The 19,959-nt window shown below is 67.7% G+C and carries 21 protein-coding genes; 5 read left to right on the top strand and 16 right to left on the bottom strand.

Going from position 1 to position 19,959, the window contains the following annotated elements:
* Nucleotides 1-25: 25 nt before the first annotated feature.
* Nucleotides 26-922: a LysR family transcriptional regulator gene (locus DIE17_RS20700; RefSeq protein WP_124488124.1), complete on the bottom strand. Its 897-nt coding sequence runs from the start codon at nucleotides 920-922 to the stop codon at nucleotides 26-28.
* Between the two features lie 536 nt (nucleotides 923-1,458).
* Here DIE17_RS20700 and DIE17_RS20695 point away from each other — a divergent pair.
* The 3 genes from DIE17_RS20695 to DIE17_RS20685 all read left to right on the top strand — a co-directional run bounded on the left by DIE17_RS20695 (nucleotide 1,459) and on the right by DIE17_RS20685 (nucleotide 4,476).
* On the top strand, nucleotides 1,459-2,295 hold the full coding sequence (locus DIE17_RS20695) for a peptidoglycan DD-metalloendopeptidase family protein (protein WP_124488123.1): 837 nt from the start codon (nucleotides 1,459-1,461) through the stop codon (nucleotides 2,293-2,295).
* Between the two features lie 189 nt (nucleotides 2,296-2,484).
* Entirely contained in the window at nucleotides 2,485-3,375 is an 891-nt protein-coding gene (gene bla, locus DIE17_RS20690) for a class A beta-lactamase (protein WP_124921253.1), read from the top strand.
* A gap of 228 nt (nucleotides 3,376-3,603) precedes the next feature.
* Entirely contained in the window at nucleotides 3,604-4,476 is an 873-nt protein-coding gene (locus DIE17_RS20685; RefSeq protein ID WP_124921252.1) for a LysR substrate-binding domain-containing protein, read from the top strand.
* A gap of 31 nt (nucleotides 4,477-4,507) precedes the next feature.
* Here DIE17_RS20685 and DIE17_RS20680 read toward each other — a convergent pair whose 3' ends face one another.
* From DIE17_RS20680 to sapR, 9 genes are all read right to left on the bottom strand, one after another.
* Nucleotides 4,508-4,843 carry a type 1 fimbrial protein gene (locus DIE17_RS20680; protein WP_124921251.1) on the bottom strand — a complete coding sequence of 112 codons (336 nt, stop codon included), beginning with the start codon at nucleotides 4,841-4,843 and terminating at the stop codon, nucleotides 4,508-4,510.
* Nucleotides 4,844-5,207: 364 nt separating this feature from the next.
* The gene (locus DIE17_RS20675; protein ID WP_124488210.1) at nucleotides 5,208-5,462 is read right to left on the bottom strand and encodes a GlsB/YeaQ/YmgE family stress response membrane protein; all 255 of its coding nucleotides are present in this window, start codon (nucleotides 5,460-5,462) and stop codon (nucleotides 5,208-5,210) included.
* Between the two features lie 145 nt (nucleotides 5,463-5,607).
* Nucleotides 5,608-6,369, bottom strand: coding sequence for an ABC transporter ATP-binding protein (locus DIE17_RS20670; RefSeq protein WP_124520696.1), 762 nt, complete (start codon nucleotides 6,367-6,369; stop codon nucleotides 5,608-5,610).
* Nucleotides 6,366-7,280 carry an ABC transporter ATP-binding protein gene (locus tag DIE17_RS20665; RefSeq protein WP_124921250.1) on the bottom strand — a complete coding sequence of 305 codons (915 nt, stop codon included), beginning with the start codon at nucleotides 7,278-7,280 and terminating at the stop codon, nucleotides 6,366-6,368. Before DIE17_RS20665 ends, DIE17_RS20670 begins: the two co-directional genes overlap by 4 nt.
* 1 nt (nucleotide 7,281) lies before the next feature.
* The gene (gene nikC, locus DIE17_RS20660) at nucleotides 7,282-8,196 is read right to left on the bottom strand and encodes a nickel transporter permease (RefSeq protein ID WP_124492228.1); all 915 of its coding nucleotides are present in this window, start codon (nucleotides 8,194-8,196) and stop codon (nucleotides 7,282-7,284) included.
* A gap of 66 nt (nucleotides 8,197-8,262) precedes the next feature.
* On the bottom strand, nucleotides 8,263-9,333 hold the full coding sequence (locus DIE17_RS20655) for an ABC transporter permease (RefSeq protein WP_124921249.1): 1,071 nt from the start codon (nucleotides 9,331-9,333) through the stop codon (nucleotides 8,263-8,265).
* A 10-nt stretch (nucleotides 9,334-9,343) separates the two neighbouring features.
* Nucleotides 9,344-10,945 carry an ABC transporter substrate-binding protein gene (locus tag DIE17_RS20650; RefSeq protein WP_124921248.1) on the bottom strand — a complete coding sequence of 534 codons (1,602 nt, stop codon included), beginning with the start codon at nucleotides 10,943-10,945 and terminating at the stop codon, nucleotides 9,344-9,346.
* 64 nt (nucleotides 10,946-11,009) lie between these two features.
* Nucleotides 11,010-11,573, bottom strand: coding sequence for a D-alanyl-D-alanine dipeptidase (ddpX, locus tag DIE17_RS20645; protein ID WP_124489615.1), 564 nt, complete (start codon nucleotides 11,571-11,573; stop codon nucleotides 11,010-11,012).
* A 15-nt stretch (nucleotides 11,574-11,588) separates the two neighbouring features.
* Entirely contained in the window at nucleotides 11,589-12,470 is an 882-nt protein-coding gene (gene sapR, locus DIE17_RS20640; RefSeq protein WP_044843248.1) for a sap1 transcriptional regulator SapR, read from the bottom strand.
* A 257-nt stretch (nucleotides 12,471-12,727) separates the two neighbouring features.
* Here sapR and DIE17_RS20635 point away from each other — a divergent pair, with 257 nt between their 5' ends.
* Nucleotides 12,728-12,976: a helix-turn-helix transcriptional regulator gene (locus tag DIE17_RS20635; protein WP_044843249.1), complete on the top strand. Its 249-nt coding sequence runs from the start codon at nucleotides 12,728-12,730 to the stop codon at nucleotides 12,974-12,976.
* Nucleotides 12,977-12,979: 3 nt separating this feature from the next.
* Entirely contained in the window at nucleotides 12,980-14,314 is a 1,335-nt protein-coding gene (locus DIE17_RS20630; RefSeq protein ID WP_124921247.1) for a type II toxin-antitoxin system HipA family toxin, read from the top strand.
* A gap of 36 nt (nucleotides 14,315-14,350) precedes the next feature.
* On the opposite strand, the gene DIE17_RS20625 is transcribed toward DIE17_RS20630, so the two are convergent.
* The 6 genes from DIE17_RS20625 to DIE17_RS20600 all read right to left on the bottom strand — a co-directional run bounded on the left by DIE17_RS20625 (nucleotide 14,351) and on the right by DIE17_RS20600 (nucleotide 19,947).
* On the bottom strand, nucleotides 14,351-15,604 hold the full coding sequence (locus DIE17_RS20625; protein WP_124921246.1) for a hypothetical protein: 1,254 nt from the start codon (nucleotides 15,602-15,604) through the stop codon (nucleotides 14,351-14,353).
* A 26-nt stretch (nucleotides 15,605-15,630) separates the two neighbouring features.
* Nucleotides 15,631-16,173 carry a class I SAM-dependent methyltransferase gene (locus DIE17_RS20620; RefSeq protein ID WP_124921245.1) on the bottom strand — a complete coding sequence of 181 codons (543 nt, stop codon included), beginning with the start codon at nucleotides 16,171-16,173 and terminating at the stop codon, nucleotides 15,631-15,633.
* Between the two features lie 79 nt (nucleotides 16,174-16,252).
* A complete protein-coding gene (locus tag DIE17_RS20615) occupies nucleotides 16,253-17,842 on the bottom strand; it encodes an ABC transporter substrate-binding protein (RefSeq protein WP_124921244.1) in 1,590 nt (529 codons plus the stop codon).
* 139 nt (nucleotides 17,843-17,981) lie between these two features.
* Nucleotides 17,982-18,314, bottom strand: a complete 333-nt coding sequence (locus tag DIE17_RS20610) for a hypothetical protein (RefSeq protein WP_059533926.1) — start codon at nucleotides 18,312-18,314, stop codon at nucleotides 17,982-17,984.
* A gap of 247 nt (nucleotides 18,315-18,561) precedes the next feature.
* Nucleotides 18,562-18,891 (bottom strand): hypothetical protein, encoded by a 330-nt coding sequence (locus DIE17_RS20605; RefSeq protein WP_044843255.1) that lies wholly within the window; start codon nucleotides 18,889-18,891, stop codon nucleotides 18,562-18,564.
* A gap of 135 nt (nucleotides 18,892-19,026) precedes the next feature.
* Nucleotides 19,027-19,947: a bestrophin family protein gene (locus DIE17_RS20600; protein WP_124921243.1), complete on the bottom strand. Its 921-nt coding sequence runs from the start codon at nucleotides 19,945-19,947 to the stop codon at nucleotides 19,027-19,029.
* Nucleotides 19,948-19,959: the final 12 nt, after the last annotated feature.

Below are 19,959 nucleotides of genomic sequence, written 5' to 3'. Positions count from 1 at the left end.
GGGTATCGCCACGCGCGCGCGACGTTCAGCGTGGCGGCATGTCGCCCGACAGATACGACACGAACGCCTGCGTGTATTTCGGCAACGCATCGAACGAGCGCGCGCAGAGCGTCAGCTTGCGGTGGCTCCACGCATCGGACAGCTCGACGAGCCGCACGTCCATCGTCTGCATCGCGCGTTCGGCCGCATGGCGCGACACGATGCCGATCCCCACGCCGCTTGCGATCACGCGGCAGATCGCATCGAAACTCTTCAGTTGCACACGGTAGCGGATACGCTTGCCGAGCGCACGCGCCTGGTCCGCCAGATGGACCTGCAGCGCGCTGCCGTCGGTCAGCCCGATGAAGTCCGCGTCGGCGATCTCGTCGAACGCGACCTTGTCGCGCGCGGCGAGCGGATGACCGGCCGGCACGACCGCGATCAGCCAGTCCTCTCTGAACGGCTTCTGTTCGAGCCCGCCGAGTCCGACCGAATCGGCGACGATGCCGACCTCGGCCGTCCTGTTGCGGATCGCATGCACGATTTCCTGGCTCGAGCGCTCCTCGACGCTGATCGACAGTTTCGGATGAAGCGGCAGATACGCGGCGAGCGCGTCGGGCAGGTATTCGCTCAGCGACGCCGTGTTGCACAGCAGCCGGATATGCCCGCGCAGCCCCTGGCCGTATTGCTGCAGCTCGCCGCGCATGTGGTCGATCTGCTGCAGCACCGTGCGCGCGTGGTGCTCGAGCGCGCGGCCGGCGTCGGTTACCTGCGCGCCCGACTTGGTCCGGTGCAGCAGCGGCACGCCGAGCTCGTCCTCCATCCCGCGGATCCGCTCGCTGGCGGCCTGCAGCGTGATGTGGGTGCGCTCGGCGCCGCCCGTGATCGTGCCGGCCTCGCAGATGTTCAGGAAGAGCCGCAGGTCGGTCAGGTCGAAGCGCATGATCGGTGGGGGCGCGTAAGGATGGGTATGGCCGATAAGTTAGCAGGAACCGCCGCACCGGTCTCAGGCTGGGCCTGAGGCCCCGTTCGCCGGTTCCGCATTTTCGGGGCGGGATCGATGCCGGATCATGGCGGCATATCAACCGGGGGAGACTGTCATGCGGGTCGATTCGTCGTGGGGCGTGTCGTTCAAGATCGCGCTGCACGTGCTGTTCCTCTGCATCGGCATCGCGTGGGCCTGCGCGGAGCTGGTCGACTGGCTGCGTTGAGCGGGCGGACGGCGCGGGCCGCACTGGCTCGCCGGCGCGCTCACGCGCGCAATGAAAGCCGTTCGAAATAATCGGCGCATCGCGAAATTTCTTCCGAATCACCCGTCCAATACCGTCAAGTTTTTCCGAATCCGACCGTATTCCCGGTAACAAGTGTTTGCCGGCACCCGGTTCGTGATCGTTTGTCATCATTGTTTGCATCCGGTTACACGTCGGCCGTTCCGTTTTTGAGATGCTTGAAAGATTGTCAAACCGGAGTCGATCGTCCATGAAACAGCGCGAGATTTGCCGCAAGTCGGCGTGGCTGTCCGGCCTGGCCGCGGTGCTCGTCATGGCCGGTTGCGCCAGTACGCCGTCCGTCCCGCCGAGCGATACGCTGGCGGGCTCGACGTCGGGCCAGCCCGCCGCCGCGCCGGCGGCGCCGCCGGCGCCCATTCTCGTCGCGCAGAAGTACGTGGTGAAACGCGGCGACACGCTGTCGGGCATCGCGTCCGCCAACGACTGCAGCGTCGCCGACCTGCGGACCTGGAACAAGCTCGACGGGCGCGGCAGGCTGCGCATGGGGCAGGTGCTGCGCATCGTCCGGCAGCAGCCGCTGCAGGCGCCGGGCGCGTCGGCCAGCGCGCAGGCGGCCGCACCGGCCGCCGCGAGCAATGCGGCGGGCGCCGCGCAGGCGAGCGCATCGACGGCGAGCGACCGGCAGGTCGTGAAGGAGACCCGGCGCCATGCGGGCGCGGTGGCGCTCAGATGGCCCGCGCAGGGCAAGATCGTCGACGCATTCAAGCCGGGGCAGAACCGCGGCATCCAGATCGCCGGCCGGCCGGGCGACCCGGTTCGTGCGGCCGCCGACGGCCGCGTGATGTACGCGGGCACCGGCCTGAACGATTACGGCACCTTGATCATCGTCCAGCACAACGCCGATTTCCTCACGGCCTATGCGCACAACCGCAAGCTGCTCGTGAAGACCGGCGACATCGTGCGCCAGGGTGACGAGATCGCCGAGATGGGCGACCTCGACAACTCGCGTGTCGCGCTGCTGTTCGAGGTGCGGCGTGACGGCAAGCCCGTCAATCCGATGCCGTACCTGCCTTCGTCGCAAGGCTGACGCGAGCGGCGCGCGCTGCTACGCTAGGGTCTGTTCATGTGAGTCCCGCCGCATGCGGGGCCGACGGACGTCTTCGGGGATGCGCGGCGAATGCCGTCGCGAGCCGGCCGTCGGCGTGAACACGCGCGCATCGCCGATGCGCGCGTGCGTTGCTCCGTGCCACCGTTTCCGACCGAACAGCCTTCATCCATGGAACACTCTCCGACACGCCGCTCGCTGTTGCTCGCCGCCGTCGCCGCGCCGTTCGTCGCCGCCTGCTCGTCGGCACCCGTCGCCGACCAGGGGCGCGCCCACGTCGCCCAGGCCGAACTCGCCGCGCTCGAAAAAGCGTCGAACGGCCGGCTCGGCGTTGCCGCACTCGATACGTCGAACGGCACGCGCATCGCGCATCACGCGCGCGAGCGCTTCCCGCTGTGCGGCACCTATGCGGTCGTCGCCGCCGCCGCGATACTCGCGCGCGGTTCGCTCGACGCATCGCTGCTGCCGCGCCGCATCCTGTACCGCCGCTACGAGGTCGTGGCCGGGTCGCCGGTGACGGAAAGCCATGTGGATACGGGGATGACGATCGCGCAGCTCTGCACCGCGCTGCTGCAGTCGGGCGACAAGGGCGCGGGGAACCTGTTGATGGGCGTGCTCGGCGGCCCGCAGGCCGTCACGTCGTTCGCGCATGAAAGCGGCGACACCGCGTTCCGGCTCGACCGCTGGGAACCCGAACTGAACCAGGCCGCGCCCGGCGACGAGCGCGATACGTCGACGCCGGTCGCGATGGTCGACATGCTGCAGCGGCTGCTGCTCGGCGACACGCTGCGCGAGCCGCAGCGTGCGCAGCTCACCGAATGGATGACCGGCGGCGCGACCGGAATCGCGGCCGGCGTGCCGCCCGGCTGGCGCAGTGCCGGCAAAACCGGCACCGGCGGCTACGGCACGACGACCGACGTCGCGGTGCTGTGGCCGCCGTCGCGCGCGCCGATCGTGCTGGCCGTGTCGTTCACGCAGCCGCGTGCCGACGCGGCGGCACGCGCGGACGTCGTCGCGTCGGCGGCGCGCATCGTGGCGGGTGCGCTCGTTCCCACCGCCTGAGCGCGGCGGCACGCGCGGACGTCGTCGCGTCGGCGTCACGCATCGCGGCGGGCGCGCTAGTTCCTACGACCTGAGCGCCCGGCGCACCTCGCGTAAAGCCCGCGTTTGGCTTATCGTGTCGATCAGCGCGCGCCGATGTCGACGCGCGGTCCTGCCGCGCCGTCGTTCGGCGCGGTCGATCCGCGATCCGCGATCCGCGGTCCGTTTACCCGCCTTACCCGCTTCGTCATGCGCCGACTTCCGCCCCTGCACGCGCTGCAGATCTTCTCGACCGTGGCTCGCCACCGCAGCTTCACGCGCGCGGCCGAGCAGCTGTGCCTCACGCAGGGCGCGGTGAGCCGGCAGATCCTGACACTCGAAGCGCACTACGGCTTTCCGTTGTTCAAGCGGCACGCTAAGGGCCTCACGCTGACGGCGGAGGGCGAGCAATTGCTGCCGGTCGTCAACGAGAGCTTCGCGCGGATCGAGGACATCTCGATGAAGCTCACGCGGCAGCGCACCGATCTCGCGCTGAAGGTGCCGACCTGCGTGATGCGCTGGATGCTGCCACGCATCATGCGCTTCCAGGGCGAGCATCCCGATCTCCACGTGCAGATCACGACCGCGTGGCAGCACGTCGTCGATTTCTCGGCCGAGCCGTTCGATGCGGCGGTCGTCTATGGCACGTCGCCGGGCGCGGGCGTGTTCGCGCTGCCGCTGTTCGACGAGCGGCTGACGCCGGTGTGCGCACCCGAGCTGCGGCACGCGACGCCGCTCGATGCGGTTGGTGATCTCGCGCGCCATACGCTGCTGCATCCGACGCGCGACCATCGCGACTGGCGCGCGTGGCTCGATTACGCGGGCGAGCGTGCCGTCGACGCGGAGCGCGGCCCGACTTTCGACACGCTCGATCTCGCGACGAACGCGGCGATGCAGGGCTTCGGCGTTGCGATCGGCGACGTGACGCTCGTCGACGACGACGTCAGCGCGCGCCGGCTCGAACGGCCGTTCGACATCGTGCTCGAGACCGGTGCCCGCTATTTCTTCGTCTATCCCGAGAGCATCGGCGGCCAGCAGAAGATTCGCGCGTTCAGCGACTGGATCGCCAGCCATCGCGACTGACGCGCGACGCGACGCCCGAGGCGCGTGTTGCTTACTGATAGGTGACGACGGCGATCATCGGCGCATGCGCGTTGGCCGGACGGTCCGGTAAAACGATTGCGCGCGACGCCTGCGTAAAGGTCGTGGTCTTGATCGTGCGCAGGCTGGCCGCGTCGACGAACGCGACCTGTCCGGTCGCCGGACGCGGGCAGTCGGCGCGCACGTGGGCATGCGCGGTGTCGGCGGTGTCGAGCGCGAACGAGCACGGCGGCTCGACGATCATGCCGGTGAAGTGGATGATGCCGGACGTGCCGGCGGCAAATGACGAGGACGAGGCCAGAAGCGCGGCAGCCAGGGCAAACGAGGCGGCAAACAGGCGATGCTTCATGACAGGCTCCAGAGAGGAAGCGCGTCGCAGCGGGGCCGCTCGAATGGCAGTCCGTCAACGCTGCGGTGCTGTATGCGTAAACGGCAAATCCATCGGACCTCTTGAATGAAAAGACGGAAATAACGGCAATAAGCAAATGACGCCGTATTCCTTCAATCAATTTATCTCAAATTTGTGCGGCCGCAAGTCAGGGTATTGCCGGTGGCATAAGCTTGCGGAAGGGGCGTCAATGGATGCGGCGTTTGCCGGTAAATCGTTGAGGATTCAACGATTCGAGGGGGGCGCGAATTGAGGTGTGCAAAAAGAAAAACGGCCGCTCGTGTGAACGAGCGGCCGTTGTGCACCGACGCGGGCGATGCGGCGGTCAGCCCGCGCGCTTGCGCACCGCGCCGACGATCACGAGCAGCACGATCGCGCCGATGATCGACGCGATCCAGCCCGCGCCCTGGCCCGGCGCATACCAGCCGGCAGCGCGGCCGATGTAGCCCGCGACGAGCGAGCCGACGATGCCGAGCACGATGGTCATCAGGATACCCATCTTGTCGTCGCCGGGCTTGAGCGCACGGGCGAGGAGGCCGACGATGAGCCCGACCACCAGGGTTTCGATGAATTGCAGCATGAACGCCTCCCTATAGCTGTTGAGCTGTTGACGAAAGGACATGGACCCGCGCGGCGCGCGAGGGTTCCATTCGGTGGCGCGTCGGCGCACTGGCGCACCGACGCACGGGGTGCCGAGTATCGCACGCCCGCGCGTCGCGCACATGTCAGGCGACCGGATCGAGCCGGCGGTACCCTTCTGTCGCGCGCAGCAGCGTGCGCGTGTAGTCGCGTGCCACCTGCCCGGCGCGCACGTCCTCGATCCGCAGCTGTTCGACGATCTCGCCATGCTGCATCACCGCGACGCGCTGGCACAGGAAGCCGATCACCGCGAGGTTGTGGCTGACGAGGATCATCGTCAGGTTGCGTTCGCGATGCAGGCGGCGCAGCAGGTTCAGGATCTCCGCCTGCACGGACACGTCGAGCGCGGAGGTCGGCTCGTCGAGCAGCAGCACGCGCGGCTCGACGATCAGCGCGCGCGCGATCGCGACACGCTGGCGCTGGCCGCCCGACAGCTGGTGCGGATAGCGGAAGCGGAACGCCGGGCCGAGCCCGACTTCGGACAGCGCGCGGGCGATGCGCGCGTCGGCGTCGTCGATCCCGTGGATCGACAGCGGCTCGCGCAGCGTCTGGTCGACCGTGAAGCGCGGATGCAGCGACGCGTACGGATCCTGGAACACCATCTGCACGTGGCGGCGGAATGCGCGGTCGGGCGTGCCGCCGACGGGCCGGCCGTCGATCGACAGGCTGCCGCCCGCGAGCGGCACGAGGCCGGTCAGCGCACGCAGCAGCGTCGACTTGCCGGAGCCCGATTCGCCGACGAGCCCGAACACTTCGCCGTCGCGCACCGCGAAGCTCGCATCGCGCACGGCGTCGACATGGCCCGTGCGGGTCGGAAAACGGATCGAGGCGTGATCGACGTCGATCATCGTGCGGACTCCTGTTGTGCCGTCGCGGCGCTTGCAGGCGAAACGGTATCGAGCCATGCCGGATCGCGCCGCAGCACCGGCAGTTCGTCGGGCGGGTTCGCGAGCGGCGGGTTCGCCGCGAGCAGCCCGCGTGTGTAGGGATGCGTGGCGTTGCGCAGGTCGCGCGCGGCGCAGGTTTCGACGACGCGGCCCGCATACATCACCGCGACGCGATCGCAGAACGACATCACGAGCGGCAGATCGTGGCTGATGAACATCAGCCCCGTGCCGTGCCGCGCGATCATCGCGTCGAGCACCGCGAGCACCTGCATCGATACCGCGACGTCGAGCGCGGAGGTCGGTTCGTCGGCAATCAACAGGCGCGGGCCGGTCGACACCATCATCGCGATCATCACGCGCTGGCCCATGCCGCCCGACAGCTCGTGCGGATACGCATCGGCGACGCGCGCCGGATCGCGGATCTGCACGGCCGCGAGCGCATCGACGATCCGTTCGCGCAGCGCGCGGCCGCGCAGCCCCGGCTCATGCAGCCGGAATGCTTCGCCCATCTGCTTCGCGACGGTCATCACCGGGTTCAGCGAATACTTCGGATCCTGCAGGATCATCCCCATCTGGCTGCCGCACAGGCGCCGGCGTTCGCTCGCCGACATCGCGAGCAGATCGTGGCCCGCGAAGCGCATCGTGCGGGCCGACCAGCGCGCGGCTTCGGGCAGCAGGCCGAGCAGCGCGCGGCCCGTCAGCGATTTGCCGGAGCCCGATTCGCCGACGATGCCGAGCCGTTCGCCGGGCGCGAGCGTCAGCGACAGGTCGCGCACCGCGTCGGACACGACGCCGTCGTGTCCGCGAAACCCGATCTTCAGGCCGTCGATCTCGCAGAGCGGCGCGGCGGCGTTGACGGAATTCAGTGACATGTCACGCTCCATGACGCGGATCGAAGACGTCGCGCAGCCCGTCGCCGAGCAGGTTGAACGCGAGGCTGACGAGCAGGATCGCCGCGCCGGGCAGCGTCGCGACCCACCACGCGTCGAGCAGCACGTTGCGGCCGGACGCGACCATGAAGCCCCATTCGGGGCTCGGCGGCTGCGCGCCGAGGCCGAGGAAGCCGAGGCCGGCGACGGTCAGGATGATGCCGGCCATGTCGAGCGTCGCGCGCACGATCACCGACGACATGCACAGCGGCACGATGTAGCGCAGCAGGATCCGCGGGCCCGATGCGCCCTGCAGGCGCGCCGCGTGGATGTAGTCGGCCTGCGCGATGCGGATCGTCTCCGCGCGCGCGAGCCGCGCATAGGCGGGCCACGCGGTGATCGAGATCGCGACGACCGCGTTGATCACGCCGGGCCCGAGCGCGGCCGCGAACGCGAGCGCGAGCACGATCTTCGGGAACGCGAGGGCGATGTCGGTAATGCGCATCAGCACGCTGTCGACGAAACCGCCGCAATAGCCGGCCGTCGTGCCGATCGCGAGGCCGATCGGCACGACGATCACGACCACGAGCAGCGCGATGCCGAGCGTGAGGCGCGAGCCGTCGATCAGCCGCGAGAGGATGTCGCGGCCGAGCTGGTCGGTGCCGAGCCAGTGCGACGGCGAGCCGGGCGGCAGCAGGCGGTCGGACAGCACCTGGCGCAGCGGATCGTGCGGCATGATCAGCGGGCCGACGATCGCGACGACGATCAGCGCGACCAGGATCGCGAGCCCGAACAGGTTGAGCGGATTGGCGGCGAAGCGGCGCCAGCGGCGATACGCGAGGCCGAACGCGGCCTGCGCGCGCGACGCGGGCGCATCGGAAAGCAGCCACGCGCGCAGCGTGAGACGCTCGGCATTCATGGTCGGGACACCTTCGGCATGGACGGGAAAGGAAGCAGGGCGGCAGCAGTCATGTCGCGGCAGCCCTCAGCGCGCACGCGGATCGAACACGCGGTACAGCGCGTCGGTCAGCAGGTTGACGGTGATGAACATCGCGCCGATCACGAGCGTCGCGCCGAGCACTGCGTTCATGTCGGCGTTTAGCAGCGCACCCGTCAGGTACGAGCCGAGCCCCGGCCACGCGAACACGATCTCGGTCAGCACCGAGCCTTCGAGCAGGTTGCTGTACGTGAGCGCGATCACGGTCAGGAGCGGCACCGCGATGTTCCCGAACGCGTGCCGCCAGATCACGCGGCGCTCGGACAAGCCTTTCGCGCGCGCGGTGACGATGTATTCCTGGCTCAGCTGGTCGAGCATGAACGAGCGCGTCATCCGGCTCAGGTACGCGACCGAGTAGTAGCCGAGGATCGCGGCCGGCAGCGCGATGTGCGACACCGCATTGCGGAACACGTCCCACTCGCCCGCGAGCGCCGCGTCGATCAGCAGGCTGCCCGTGCGCGGGTCGACCATCCCGTCGTACACGGGATCGAGCCGGCCGGGGCCGCCGACCCAGTGCAGCCGCGCATAGAACAGCAGCAGCCCCATCAGCCCGAGCCAGAACACCGGCACCGAATTGCCGATCAGGCCGACGAAGCGCGCGACGTGGTCGATCGGCCGGTTGTGCTTCACCGCGGCCGCGACGCCGAGCGGCACGCCGATCGCGATGCCGATCAGCGTCGCGATCGTCGCGAGTTCGAGCGTGGCGGGGAACACGCGCCTGATGTCGTCGAGCACCGGGTTCGACGTCAGCAGCGACATGCCGAGATCGCCGTGCAGCACGTCGCGCGCGTAGATCATGAACTGCGTGACGAGCGGCTTGTCGAGGCCCAGCGCGATGCGCTCGGCCGCGTACGCCTCGGCCGACGCGCGATCGCCGAGGATCGCGAGCACGGGATCGATCGGCACCTTGCGGCCGATCACGAACGTCAGCGCGAGCAGCCCCGCGAACGTGACGGCGAGCGTGAGCGCCCAGCGCAGCACGCGCAGCGCCCAGCGTACGGCCGGGCGGCGCGCGGGCAGCGTGCGCAGTGCTTCGAGGGAGGAGGCGGGAGTCGACATGCGGCGAATCTTATTGCTTCTTCAGGTTACGGTACGACACGAGATCGTTGATCGGTCCGACTTCGAGCCCGCTCACGCCGGGCCGCGTCGCGACCTGCGCGACTTTCTCGAACATGATCACGAACGGCGAGCGCGCGAGCAGGTCCTTCTGCATCGCCTGATACCGTTGCGCGCGTTGCGCGGCGGTCGGCTCGGCGAGCGCGGCGTCGGTCTCCTTCGTCAGTTGCGGAATGTCCCAGCTGTTGCGCCAGGCCAGCATTTTATAGCTCGACTTGTCGGAGTTGTCGGGGTTCCATGCGAAACCCTGCGCATTGCTGTGCGGGTCGATGTAGTCGGCCGACCACTCGCCGATATAGATGTCGTGCTGGCGCGCACGGTATTTCGCGAGCGTCTGCTTGTTGTCGCCGGGAATCAGCTGCACCTTGACGCCCGCCTGCGCGAAGTTCGCCTGCACGGCCTGCGCGATCTCCGTATACGGATAGTCGTTGCGCACGTCCATCGTCACCGAGAAGCCGTTCGGCACGCCGGCCTTCGCAAGCAGCGCCTTCGCCTTCGCGACGTCGAGCTTGTACGGGTTCGCCTTCAGCGTGCCGAGGAAGCCTTCGGGCAGGAAGGTCTGGTGCACCTTGTAAGTCGTCTTCACGACGTTGGTCTGGATGCCGGAATAATCGATCAGCCACTTCAGCGCTTCCTGCACGTCGGGCTTCGCGAGCGTCGGGTTCTTCGTGTTCAGGCCGAGATAGAGCAGCGTCGCCTGCGGCGAGGCCATCACCTTCGCCTTGCGGGATTTCACGACCGACGCGAGATCGTCGGGGCTCAGGTCGCGCGCCGCGTCGACGTCGCCGTTTTCCAGCAGCAGGCGCTGGCTCGCCGCTTCGGGCACGTGGCGCAGCACGATGCGCTTCATCGCGAGCGGCAGCCGGTAGCCGTCGAAGCGCTGCAGCACGATGCTGTCGCCGGCCGCCCACTTGACCAGCTTGTACGCGCCGGAGCCGGCCTCGTTGGTCTTCAGCCATGCGTTGCCGAAGTCGTCGCCCTGCTGGTGCGACAGCAGCAGCTTCCTGTCGAGCACCGACGCGGGCCACGAGCCGAGCACGTTCAGCACGAAGGTCGGCGCGTATTTGTGGTCGGTCGTGATCGACACCGTCTGGTCGTCGAGTTTCTTCACGTTCGCGACGACGTTCGCCTTCGTGAGGCCGATGCCGGTCAGCACGGCGGCCGGACCCTTGTCGAGCAGCACCGCGCGCTGGATCGACCAGGCGACGTCGTCGGCCGTCAGCGGGTTGCCCGAGTGGAACTTGAGGCCCGGGCGCAGCTTGAACGTATAGGTCAGCCCGTCGGGGCTCACCGTCCACGACTGCGCGACGTCGCCGTTGAATTTCGACGGATCGCGCAGGTCGACGCGCACGAGCCGGTCGTACGTGTTCGCGACGTATTCCTCCGGCACCAGCTCGTAGATCTCGCCGGGATCGAGTGTCGTGAATTCGTCGAGCAGCGTGGCCATCACGAACATGTCCTTCGGCGTTTCCGCGCGTGCGGCGGCAAGCGGAACGGCGGCGAGCACGGACGCGGCGGCCAGCGCCGCGACGAGCCGGGAGGTCAGGGGCTTCATGTGCGTTTCTCCATGTGTCGTTGAAGTCGTTGAACGTGAACGGTGAAGGGAACGTGCAGTGTCGTTACATCAGGCGCCACGGGCCGCTCGCGGCGTTGTCGATCTGCGGCAACGCATGCGAACCGGGCAGCTCGTAGTGCCACCACTCGCTGTCGATATGCGCGAAGCCGGCCGCGTGCATCACGCCGAGCAGCAGCAGCCGGTTGCGTTGCACGGCTTCGGGCAGCCCCGCGTGGAAGTGGCCCGACGCGGCCACCATCTCGTCGAATCCGGTGCCCATGTCGACCGCCTCGCCGTTCGCGTCGACGAGTGTCAGGTCGAGCGCGGTGCCGCGGCTGTGGTTCGAGCCGCGGCCGAGATCGGCGACGAAGTTCGGGTCGGGCAGGAAATCCCACAGCACCTGCTGCGCCTGCGGCGGCCGGTACGCATCGTAGACGCGCAGCGTGAAGCCGGCCTGCGCGGCGACGTCGACCGCGCGGCGCAGCGCGGCTTCGGCGGGCTCGAGCAGCAGGCAATGCGCGCGGCGGTAGATCGCCTTGCCGGTCAGGTTGCGCTCGGTCGCGTAGACGAGATCGATCTCGACGCGATGCGTGGCGGGTGTGATTTCGACGAGGCGGGGAGGGTTCATCGGCGGTCGGGGCGCTCAGGATTCGAATTGGTCGAACGTGCGCTGCAGTTCGCGGTTGCGCGCGACGCGCCGGTCGATCGCGGGGCCGAGGCGGTCGACCACGGCGGTGATCAGCAGGTTGAACAGGCAGGTGAGCGGCGCGAGCGAATCCCAGAACTGGCCGACGTCGGTCTTCACCTGCAGCAGGTCGGCCGGCCATTCACGCGCCCATGGGCAATAGAGATCGGTGACCAGCGCGAACGGCTGGCCGCGCTCGGCGGCCGCCTGGCAATAGCGGCGCGCGCTGCGCGAATAGGCACGCGTATCGGTGACGATGCAGTACGGCCGCTCGAATTCGGAGTTCAGCGAATCGACGTACGAGCCCGACTGGCCGTCGGAATAGAACACGCGCGGGCGCAGGTATTCGAGATAGCTGCTGAACGCATTGCTGATGCCGCGGGTCGACTGGATGCCGAGGATGAACACGGCGTCGGCATGCGCGATCCGGTCCGCGACCTGCGCGAACACGGGTTCTTCCGCGAGCCGGTAGACGTGGCGGATCGCGTCGAGTTCGCGATCGAGCGACGATGCCAGCGTGCCGTCGCTGCGGGTGCCGTCGCCGTCGCTCACGTGTGTGCCGGCGGCGCGGCGATATTCGTCGAGGCGATCGGTGATCATCCACGGGCGATCGCTGCCGCCGCGCAGTTCGCGTTTCAGATCGTCGAGGTTCCGGTAGCCGATGCTGCGCAGGAAGCGCCCGACCGAGATGCCGCTGGTGCCGGCCTGCTGAGCGATCTGGTCGGCGGTTTCGAGCCCGAGACGGTCGAGATTCGCGAGCATGTAGCTCGCGATGCGCTTCGCGGTCGGCGTCAGCTCGGCAAAGCGGGATTCGACGGTATGGGCGAACGCGCAGGTCATCGGTCTGTTAGATGTTTGTCATCGGACGATTCGGTGTCATCCATCTAACAAAACCAAAATCATTCGCGCCAGCGGATAAAAACTATGGTTTGGCGGAGGGTGATAGGGTCGGGTACGCGTCCCCGACGGCAATGTCGCGATGCGTAATCACGCAGATTATTTCTGACAGAGATGTTTTGCGCTTATGTCTGTCAGCAATAATTTACGTTTATGTCTGTCAGAGATATACTGCATTTATTGCCTACTGGACCCGAGCCGTGGATTTCATCGTCAATACGCCCGCGCAACTGGGCGAAATCCTGTCGTCCGCGCGTCAGGCCAAGGGGCTGACGCAAGCCGAGGCGGCGGCGCGCATCGGCGTCGGCCAGTCGCGCCTGTCGTCGCTCGAGACCACGCGCACCGCCAGCCTGTCGCTCAGCCAACTGCTCGAACTGACCGCGCTGTACGGTCTCGAGCTCAGCGTCCGCACAAAGGACGGGCGCGACGCTGCCGACATCGACTGGTAAGCGATGGGGCGCAACTCGCACACCCGCGCGCTGTCGATCTGGGCCAACGGCCAGCGGGTCGGGACATGGCGGATTCCGGCGCGCGGCGACATGGAGTTGCGGTACGACGCCGGCTGGAAGCAGTCCGCCGCGGGCCGCCCGTTGTCGCTGTCGCTGCCGTTCGGCGTCGGCGATACGCCGTTGCGCGGCGAGCGTGTGAACCACTACTTCGACAATCTGCTGCCGGACAGCGACGCCATTCGTCGCCGGCTGGCATCCCGGTTCGGCACGGCGACGATCGAGCCGTTCGATCTGCTCGCCGCGCTCGGCCGCGACTGCGTCGGCGCGGTGCAACTGCTCGGCGAGGACGAAGTACCGGCCGGCCATGACCGCATCGACGGTACGCCGTTGTCGGACGACGAGGTGGCGCGCGTGCTCGATCAGGCGAGCGGGGTGGCAGGTGGCGCGCAGGACGACGACGCCTTCCGCCTGTCGCTCGCCGGCGCGCAGGAAAAGACCGCGCTGCTGTTTCACGAAGGGCGATGGCTGCGCCCGCACGGCGCGACGCCGACCACGCATATTCTGAAGTTGCCGCTCGGTCTGGTCGGCAACAAGCGTGCGGATCTCACCGTTTCCGTCGAAAACGAGTGGTTGTGTCTCGCGATCCTGCGCGCGTACGGCCTGCCGACGGCCGATGCCGAAATCGTGCGTTTCGGCGAGCACAAGGTGCTGTCGGTCGCGCGTTTCGATCGTGCGCTGCATCGTGAAGGTGGATGGCTGTTGCGCTTGCCGCAGGAGGATTTCTGCCAGGCGCTCGGCGTGCCGCCGCATCTGAAATACGAATCGCAGGGCGGCCCCGGCGTGCCGGATCTGGCCGCCATCCTGCGCCGGTCGGAAACGGCGAAGGACGACCTCGACACGCTGTTTGCCGCGCTGATCGTGTTCTGGATGCTCGCCGCACCGGACGGGCATGCGAAGAACTTCAGCCTGCGCCTGCTGCCGGGCGGTCGGTTCCGGTTGACGCCGCTCTACGACGTGATGTCGATCTGGCCGGTCGAGGGCGACGGCGCGAACCAGTGGTCGTGGCACAAGGCCAAACTCGCGATGGCCGTGCACGGCAAGCGCAAGCACTACGCGATGCGCGACATCACACGCCGTCACTTCAGTGCGATGGCCGAGCATTGTCTGCTCGGCGATATCGCGACGCCGATCATCGAACGGCTGGTCGCCGCGACCCCGCACGTGATCGAGTCGGTCGGCGCGACGCTGCCGGCCGGGTTTCCGGCGCGGATCGCCGAACGCATTCTGGGCGGATTGCGGTTCGCCGCCGAACGTCTCGCCGAAACACCGCGCGCCTGACGTCGGGCGGCGAACCGCCTACGCGTCGTCCACTGCCTACTGCTGCATGTCCGGCGCCTCGCGCAGCCGCCAGATCGCGTTGCACTGCTGGCCGCCGAGGCTCGTCGAGCGCAGCGTGATGACGGTGCCGGCCGAGATCCGATACCAGAAATGGGTCATCAGATCAGGGCCCTTGTGCTGCGCCTGCCCATCGATCAGCACCTCGCATCGCAGCGGCGACGGCGAGCCGGACGGGTGCGTGATGTACACGTTCAGCCGCGCGATGTCGCGGGTCGCGGTCAACACGATCTCGTGGTTCCCGCTGCCGACGAGCATCGTGCCGCCCGGTTCGTCGAGCGCCTGCAGGTATGCGCCCGCGCTGCCCTCGATCGCGGCGGAGCTGACGGTCAGCCCGGCCGAACGCACGTATTCGGCCGCGGCGATGCGGGCGGCGGCCGTGTCGGACGGTGCCGGCGTGCCGTCCGACAGCGCGAACGGCATGCCGTCGCGCAATGCGGCGTCGACGTGGTTCGCGTAGTAGCGCCAGCGATCGAAGAAACGGATGTCGCCGGTCATGTGCAGCGCGCGGATCGGTTCGCCCTGATAGCGCAACGTCGTGGTGCCGTTGCTCGGGTCGAACGATTCGTGAATGCCGTTCTTGCTGACGAAGTTCTGGACCGGGTCGAGCAGCGCGGTTTCGCCGCGTGCGCCCCACAGGTGCAGGAACGTCGTGTCGATTCCGAAGCATTCCTGAAAGTCGGTGCCGATGCGGGCGATGCAGTCGCGCAGATGCGCCGCGTAGCGCGCCCACGCCGTGGCCGAGCCGGCGACGAGCCCGGCCTGCAGCGCACCGCCGTGACGCGCCTGCACGTCGTCGACGACGAGACGCCAGTGCGCGTCGCGCCGCTCGCCGATCAGCGGCGTGACGACGAACGTGCAGAACAGCGGGTCGGGGCACGCGTACAGGCGGTCGTCGGCGATCCGGGAGAACAGGTCGAACGAGGACGCGCAGAACCAGATGTCCGCGTCGTACAGCGCGAGTTTCGTGATGTGCGGATTGCGCGCGCAATAGTCGGCGGCCTCGATGAAGCGGCCGACCGGCAGCGCATGCGCGCTCGACGCTTCGACCACGTCGACCGACTGGCTTTCCAGGATGCGCCGCTTGCGTTCGGACAGCCCGTAGCCGATGACGGCCACCTGCCCGTCGTAGCCGGTCTGCCGCAGCGACAGCAGGAACGGCACGAGCATCTCGTACCACGCGCGGTTGTTGTCGTTGATCGCCACGCAGACCGCGTGTCCGTTCGCATGCATGGTGCCTCCCGTTGCGCGTGCGCGGCTCAATATCCGACGTGACGCTCGCACACGACAGCGCCGCAGCCGCGGCTGTCGTGATACGTGATGTGAAACTGCTTGTTGTCCCACAGCCACTGGAATACGGCCTGGTAGACGCCCGACGTGTTCATGTCGTGCAGCACGATCTTCTTGCGCGCGAGCGGGCCGAACCGGTTCAGTTCGGCGAGCGTCTGCTCGTACGTGTGCGTGGTGTCGATGAACAGCAGGTCGCACGCGAGCGGCTCCATTGCAAGGTCATCGGCAATCCTGAATTCGAAGTCGATCGCCAGTTCCTGTGCCGCGTGCTTCAGCTCGTCCTGGATGTGGAAATACTGATCGGTGATGTCGACCGACACGAGCCGCTTCGGCTGCGCGAGCATGAAGGCCGTCGTGGTCAGTCCGGTGAACACGCCCAGCTCGAGGATGCTGTCGCATCCGGCGGCCGTGCGGGTATAGAAGTCGAAGCGCGACGGGCTGTCGCCGAGCCAGCCGATCGGTTCGATCTTGTACTGGAGGAATTCCAGCCGCAGTTCTTGTAATGAGCGCATTGCGTAGTCCCCGAGCGAAGCGTATTGGATGACGGATGCACCCGCACGCCGGCGTCGCCGGTCGCGCGGGCAGCCGGCCTTATTTCGCCAGCGTCCGGTACGACACGAGGTCGTTGATCGGGCCGATCTCCGGCCCGGTCGTGCCGGGGCGCGTCGCGACCTGCACGACCTTCTCGAACATGATGATGAACGGCGAGTTCGCGAGCACGGCCTTCTGCAGCGCCTCGTAACGCTGCGCACGCTTCGCGGGCGACGGCTCGACCAGCGCGGCCTCGGTGTCCTTCGTCAGTTGCGGGATGTCCCAGCTGTTGCGCCACGCGAGCATCTTCGTCTTCGACTGGTCGGAATTGTCCGGATTCCAGGCGAAGCCGCGCGCATTGCTATTCGGGTCCATGTAGTCGGGCGACCATTCGCCGATGAAGATGTCGTGCTGGCGCGCGCGGTACTTGCCGATCGCCTGCTTCGCATCGCCCGGGATCAGCTTCACGCGGATGCCGCCCTGCGCGAAGTTGGCCTGCAGCGCCTGCGCGATCTCGAGGTACGGATAATCGTTCGGCATGTCCATCGTCACGTCGAAGCCGTTCGCCAGGCCGGCCTTCGCGAGCAGCGCCTTCGCCTTCGCGACGTTCAGCTTGTACGGGTTCGCATTCAGCGTGCCGAGGAAGCCTTCGGGCAGGAAGGTCTCGTGGACCTTGTAGGTCGTGCTGACGATGTTGCGCTGGATGCCGTCGTAGTCGACCAGCCACTTCATCGCCTGCTGGACCTCGGGCTTCGCGAGATTCGGGTTCTTCGTGTTCAGGCTCAGGTACAGCAGCGCGGATACCGGCCACGACGCGACCTTGATCTTGCCGGCCTTGGTCAGCGCGGCGAGGCTGTCGGGGCTCAGGTTGCGCGCGGCGTCGACGTCGCCGTTTTCCAGCAGCAGCCGCTGCGCGGATGCCTCGGGCACGTGGCGCAGCACGACGCGTTTCATCGGGTACGGCGCGCGGTACTTGTCGAAACGCTGCAACACGATGCTTTCGTTCGGCGTCCACTTGGCGAGCTGGTACGGGCCCGAGCCCGCGTCGTTGGTCTTCAGCCAGCCGCTGCCGAAATCGTTGCCTTGCTGGTGCGACATCAGCAGCTTCTTGTCGAGCACCGACGCCGGGCACGCGCTCAGCACGTTGAGCACGAAGCTCGGCGCGTACTTGCGGTCGGTTTCGAGCACGAAGGTCTGCGGGTCGACCGCGCGCACCTTCTGCATCACGTTCGTTTTCGTGAGGCCGAGATCGGCGAGCACGCCGGCCGGGCCCTTGTCGAGCACGACGGTGCGCTGCAGCGACCATGCGACGTCGTCGGCGGTGACCGGGTTGCCGGAGTGGAACGCGAGGCCGGGGCGCAGCTTGAACGTATAGGTGAGCCCGTCGGCGCCGACCGTCCAGGATTGCGCGATCTGCCCGTCGAAGCGCGTCGGGTCCTTCAGGTCGACCCGCACGAGCCGTTCGTAGGTGTTCGCGACGTACTCGGACGGCACGAGCTCGTAGATCTCGCTCGGATCGAGGGTCGTGAATTCGCCGAGCTGGGTGGCGACGACGAAAATGCCGGGCGGCGTCGCGGCCTGCGCCGGCAGCGCCGGAACAAGCGCGACGAGCGCGGCGCTGACGAACAGCCGGGACAGCAGGTGCTTCATGCGGGCTCCGTGGAAAGGGAATCGTGGTGCGATTCTCTCATCGACGGCCGCCCGGATGAAAAAATTCGACGGGCGCGCCTGACGGCGCCCCGGGGGAAGCGGCTTGCGTGCCGGGCGCGGTGCCCGGCACCGGCGTCGGTCAGATCACGCAGCGCGCGATCGCGAAGCGCATCGCTTCCTCGGCCGGCTCGCTGCCCGAGCCGCGCACGACCTTGACGACCGAACCGTTGCCCGACGGCGTGAGCGTGACGAAGTACGAGCGCGAGCCGACGGTGATGTCGGTCACGCCGTTGTGCTGCGATTGCTCGGTGCCGGACAGGCGGCTGTCGAGGCAGTTGGCGATCGCGTGGGCCGGACGCGCCGACGACACGTAGATCATCGGCGCCGGGCCGGACGCGGCCGAGTCGGACGAGGGCGCGGAACCGCAGGCGGCGAGCAGGGCGGCGGGAAGGAGCAGCAGGAATCGTTTCATGATCGGAATCGTCGTGTGTCTCGTGTCGAGGCTGGGGCGCGGGGTACGCGAAACGCGAAGCTTCGCGACGAAACCGCCGCAATCGTGCCGTTTTTGACGGTCGATACGGGCGGCGGCTGACGTCGGAGTATACCCGCGGCACTTGACACGAACGGTCGGCTGAAACGATTCGATACAACAACAAGCGCCCGCTGTCGCGCGGCGGCAGCGGGCGTTTCAAGCGATGGCGAATCGACGTTTGCCGGCGTTATTGGCCGATCTTGTGGCTGACCGCATTTTCCTGCTGGTTCAGCACGTGCTTTTCGCTCTGCGTAATGTGGCCGCGATCCTGCGCGGCCATGTCCCGCTCTTCCCGGCGGATCCTGCGGTCGTCACGGTGCAGGCGCGCGGCCCGGGCGTGCGACATCTCGCCTTCCTTCACTTCGTGACGGATCCGGCGATTCTGGTTGGCGAGACGCTGGTTGACCTCCTCGCGGCGCGGATGCGCCTGCTGCCACGGCGTTTCGGCGAACGCGGTGCCGGTCAGCACCGACATCAGGGTGGCGGCGATCGCGAGATGGCGGGTAAGGGCTCGCATGAGGTTTTCTCCTGTCGTTGCGCGTCACGAAACGTGCGCGCTTGTCGAAAAAACGCTGTGCGGGCCCCGGCTGTTGACGTTTCCGGCTGTATCGCTTGCAAGTGATTATTACAGCGCGTCGGCCGTATCGGCCCGTCAGGTGAGCCGATACGCCGGGCCGGGCGTCACCTCCGCCGGCAGCGGCTCGCGGTTCAGTTCGAGCAGCGTGCGCTCGATCGTGCGCGTCATCGCATCGAGCGCGAGGTGGTTCGGCCCGTCGCCGAACGGCTCCGCGATCGCATGCGCGATCGCGTCGAGCGCGATCAGCGTATAGGCGACGAACACGGTGACGAACGGCGTCGCCGCGCCGATCGAATCGACGAGGCCGAACGGCAGCAGCACGCAGTACGCGTAGATGGTCCGGTGCAGCAGCACGTCGTACGAGAACGGGATCGGGGTCGACGCGATGCGCTCGCAGCCGCTCACCATCGACACCAGATCGTCGAGGCGCGCGTCGAGCATCCACAGCCGCGTATCTGCGAGACGGCCCGCATCGGCGCGCGCGGCGAAGGCTTCGCGCAGTTCATGAACGATCGCGATCGGCGCAAACCGGGCGGCGACGATGTGTGCATAGGTCGCGTCGTCGAGCAGCGTGCGCAGGTCCGGCGCCGGATCGGTGCCGCGCAGCTGATGCTTCAACGCATAGACGAACGCGACGACCTTGCGCACGAACGCCTGCCGTGAGGCATCGTCGCCGTCGACCACGCCGTAGCAGAGCGATTGCGACACCAGCGTGCGCGTGGCGGTCAGCACGCCACCCCACAGCTGCCGGCCCTCGCGATAGCGTTCGTAGCTCGCGTTGTTGCGAAACCCCGCGAAGATCGCGAGCGTGAGACCGATCAGCGTGAACGGCGTCGGGTTCAGCGGCACCTTCTCGCCGAGCACGCGGCCGCCGCCCCACACCGCGACGAGGCTGATCGCGAGCGTCAGCACCAACTGCGGCAGGATGGTCGGCAGCACCGACCCGTTCCAGACGAGCAGCATCCGCAGCCAGTGCTCGCGCGGGCGGACGATCATCGCGGCGCTCCG

Source organism: Burkholderia sp. Bp9099, from assembly GCF_003857805.1.
Classification (GTDB): domain Bacteria; phylum Pseudomonadota; class Gammaproteobacteria; order Burkholderiales; family Burkholderiaceae; genus Burkholderia.
Note: the sequence above shows the minus strand (reverse complement) of the source record. Positions and strands in the feature narration are given on the sequence as shown.

What these genes read in the sequence shown, in the direction of transcription:
- DIE17_RS20665 (WP_124921250.1), bottom strand. Translation starts at nt 7,280, where the DNA reads ATGTCACTGAATTCCGTCAACGCCGCCGCGCCGCTCTGCGAGATCGAC.
- sapR (WP_044843248.1), bottom strand. Translation starts at nt 12,470, where the DNA reads ATGACCTGCGCGTTCGCCCATACCGTCGAATCCCGCTTTGCCGAGCTG.
- DIE17_RS20615 (WP_124921244.1), bottom strand. Translation starts at nt 17,842, where the DNA reads ATGAAGCACCTGCTGTCCCGGCTGTTCGTCAGCGCCGCGCTCGTCGCG.
- DIE17_RS20685 (WP_124921252.1), top strand. Translation starts at nt 3,604, where the DNA reads ATGCGCCGACTTCCGCCCCTGCACGCGCTGCAGATCTTCTCGACCGTG.
- nikC (WP_124492228.1), bottom strand. Translation starts at nt 8,196, where the DNA reads ATGAATGCCGAGCGTCTCACGCTGCGCGCGTGGCTGCTTTCCGATGCG.
- DIE17_RS20600 (WP_124921243.1), bottom strand. Translation starts at nt 19,947, where the DNA reads ATGATCGTCCGCCCGCGCGAGCACTGGCTGCGGATGCTGCTCGTCTGG.
- DIE17_RS20625 (WP_124921246.1), bottom strand. Translation starts at nt 15,604, where the DNA reads ATGCATGCGAACGGACACGCGGTCTGCGTGGCGATCAACGACAACAAC.
- DIE17_RS20655 (WP_124921249.1), bottom strand. Translation starts at nt 9,333, where the DNA reads ATGTCGACTCCCGCCTCCTCCCTCGAAGCACTGCGCACGCTGCCCGCG.
- ddpX (WP_124489615.1), bottom strand. Translation starts at nt 11,573, where the DNA reads ATGAACCCTCCCCGCCTCGTCGAAATCACACCCGCCACGCATCGCGTC.
- bla (WP_124921253.1), top strand. Translation starts at nt 2,485, where the DNA reads ATGGAACACTCTCCGACACGCCGCTCGCTGTTGCTCGCCGCCGTCGCC.
- DIE17_RS20700 (WP_124488124.1), bottom strand. Translation starts at nt 922, where the DNA reads ATGCGCTTCGACCTGACCGACCTGCGGCTCTTCCTGAACATCTGCGAG.
- DIE17_RS20620 (WP_124921245.1), bottom strand. Translation starts at nt 16,173, where the DNA reads ATGCGCTCATTACAAGAACTGCGGCTGGAATTCCTCCAGTACAAGATC.
- DIE17_RS20680 (WP_124921251.1), bottom strand. Translation starts at nt 4,843, where the DNA reads ATGAAGCATCGCCTGTTTGCCGCCTCGTTTGCCCTGGCTGCCGCGCTT.
- DIE17_RS20650 (WP_124921248.1), bottom strand. Translation starts at nt 10,945, where the DNA reads ATGAAGCCCCTGACCTCCCGGCTCGTCGCGGCGCTGGCCGCCGCGTCC.
- DIE17_RS20605 (WP_044843255.1), bottom strand. Translation starts at nt 18,891, where the DNA reads ATGCGAGCCCTTACCCGCCATCTCGCGATCGCCGCCACCCTGATGTCG.
- DIE17_RS20675 (WP_124488210.1), bottom strand. Translation starts at nt 5,462, where the DNA reads ATGCTGCAATTCATCGAAACCCTGGTGGTCGGGCTCATCGTCGGCCTC.
- DIE17_RS20630 (WP_124921247.1), top strand. Translation starts at nt 12,980, where the DNA reads ATGGGGCGCAACTCGCACACCCGCGCGCTGTCGATCTGGGCCAACGGC.
- DIE17_RS20695 (WP_124488123.1), top strand. Translation starts at nt 1,459, where the DNA reads ATGAAACAGCGCGAGATTTGCCGCAAGTCGGCGTGGCTGTCCGGCCTG.
- DIE17_RS20610 (WP_059533926.1), bottom strand. Translation starts at nt 18,314, where the DNA reads ATGAAACGATTCCTGCTGCTCCTTCCCGCCGCCCTGCTCGCCGCCTGC.
- DIE17_RS20670 (WP_124520696.1), bottom strand. Translation starts at nt 6,369, where the DNA reads ATGATCGACGTCGATCACGCCTCGATCCGTTTTCCGACCCGCACGGGC.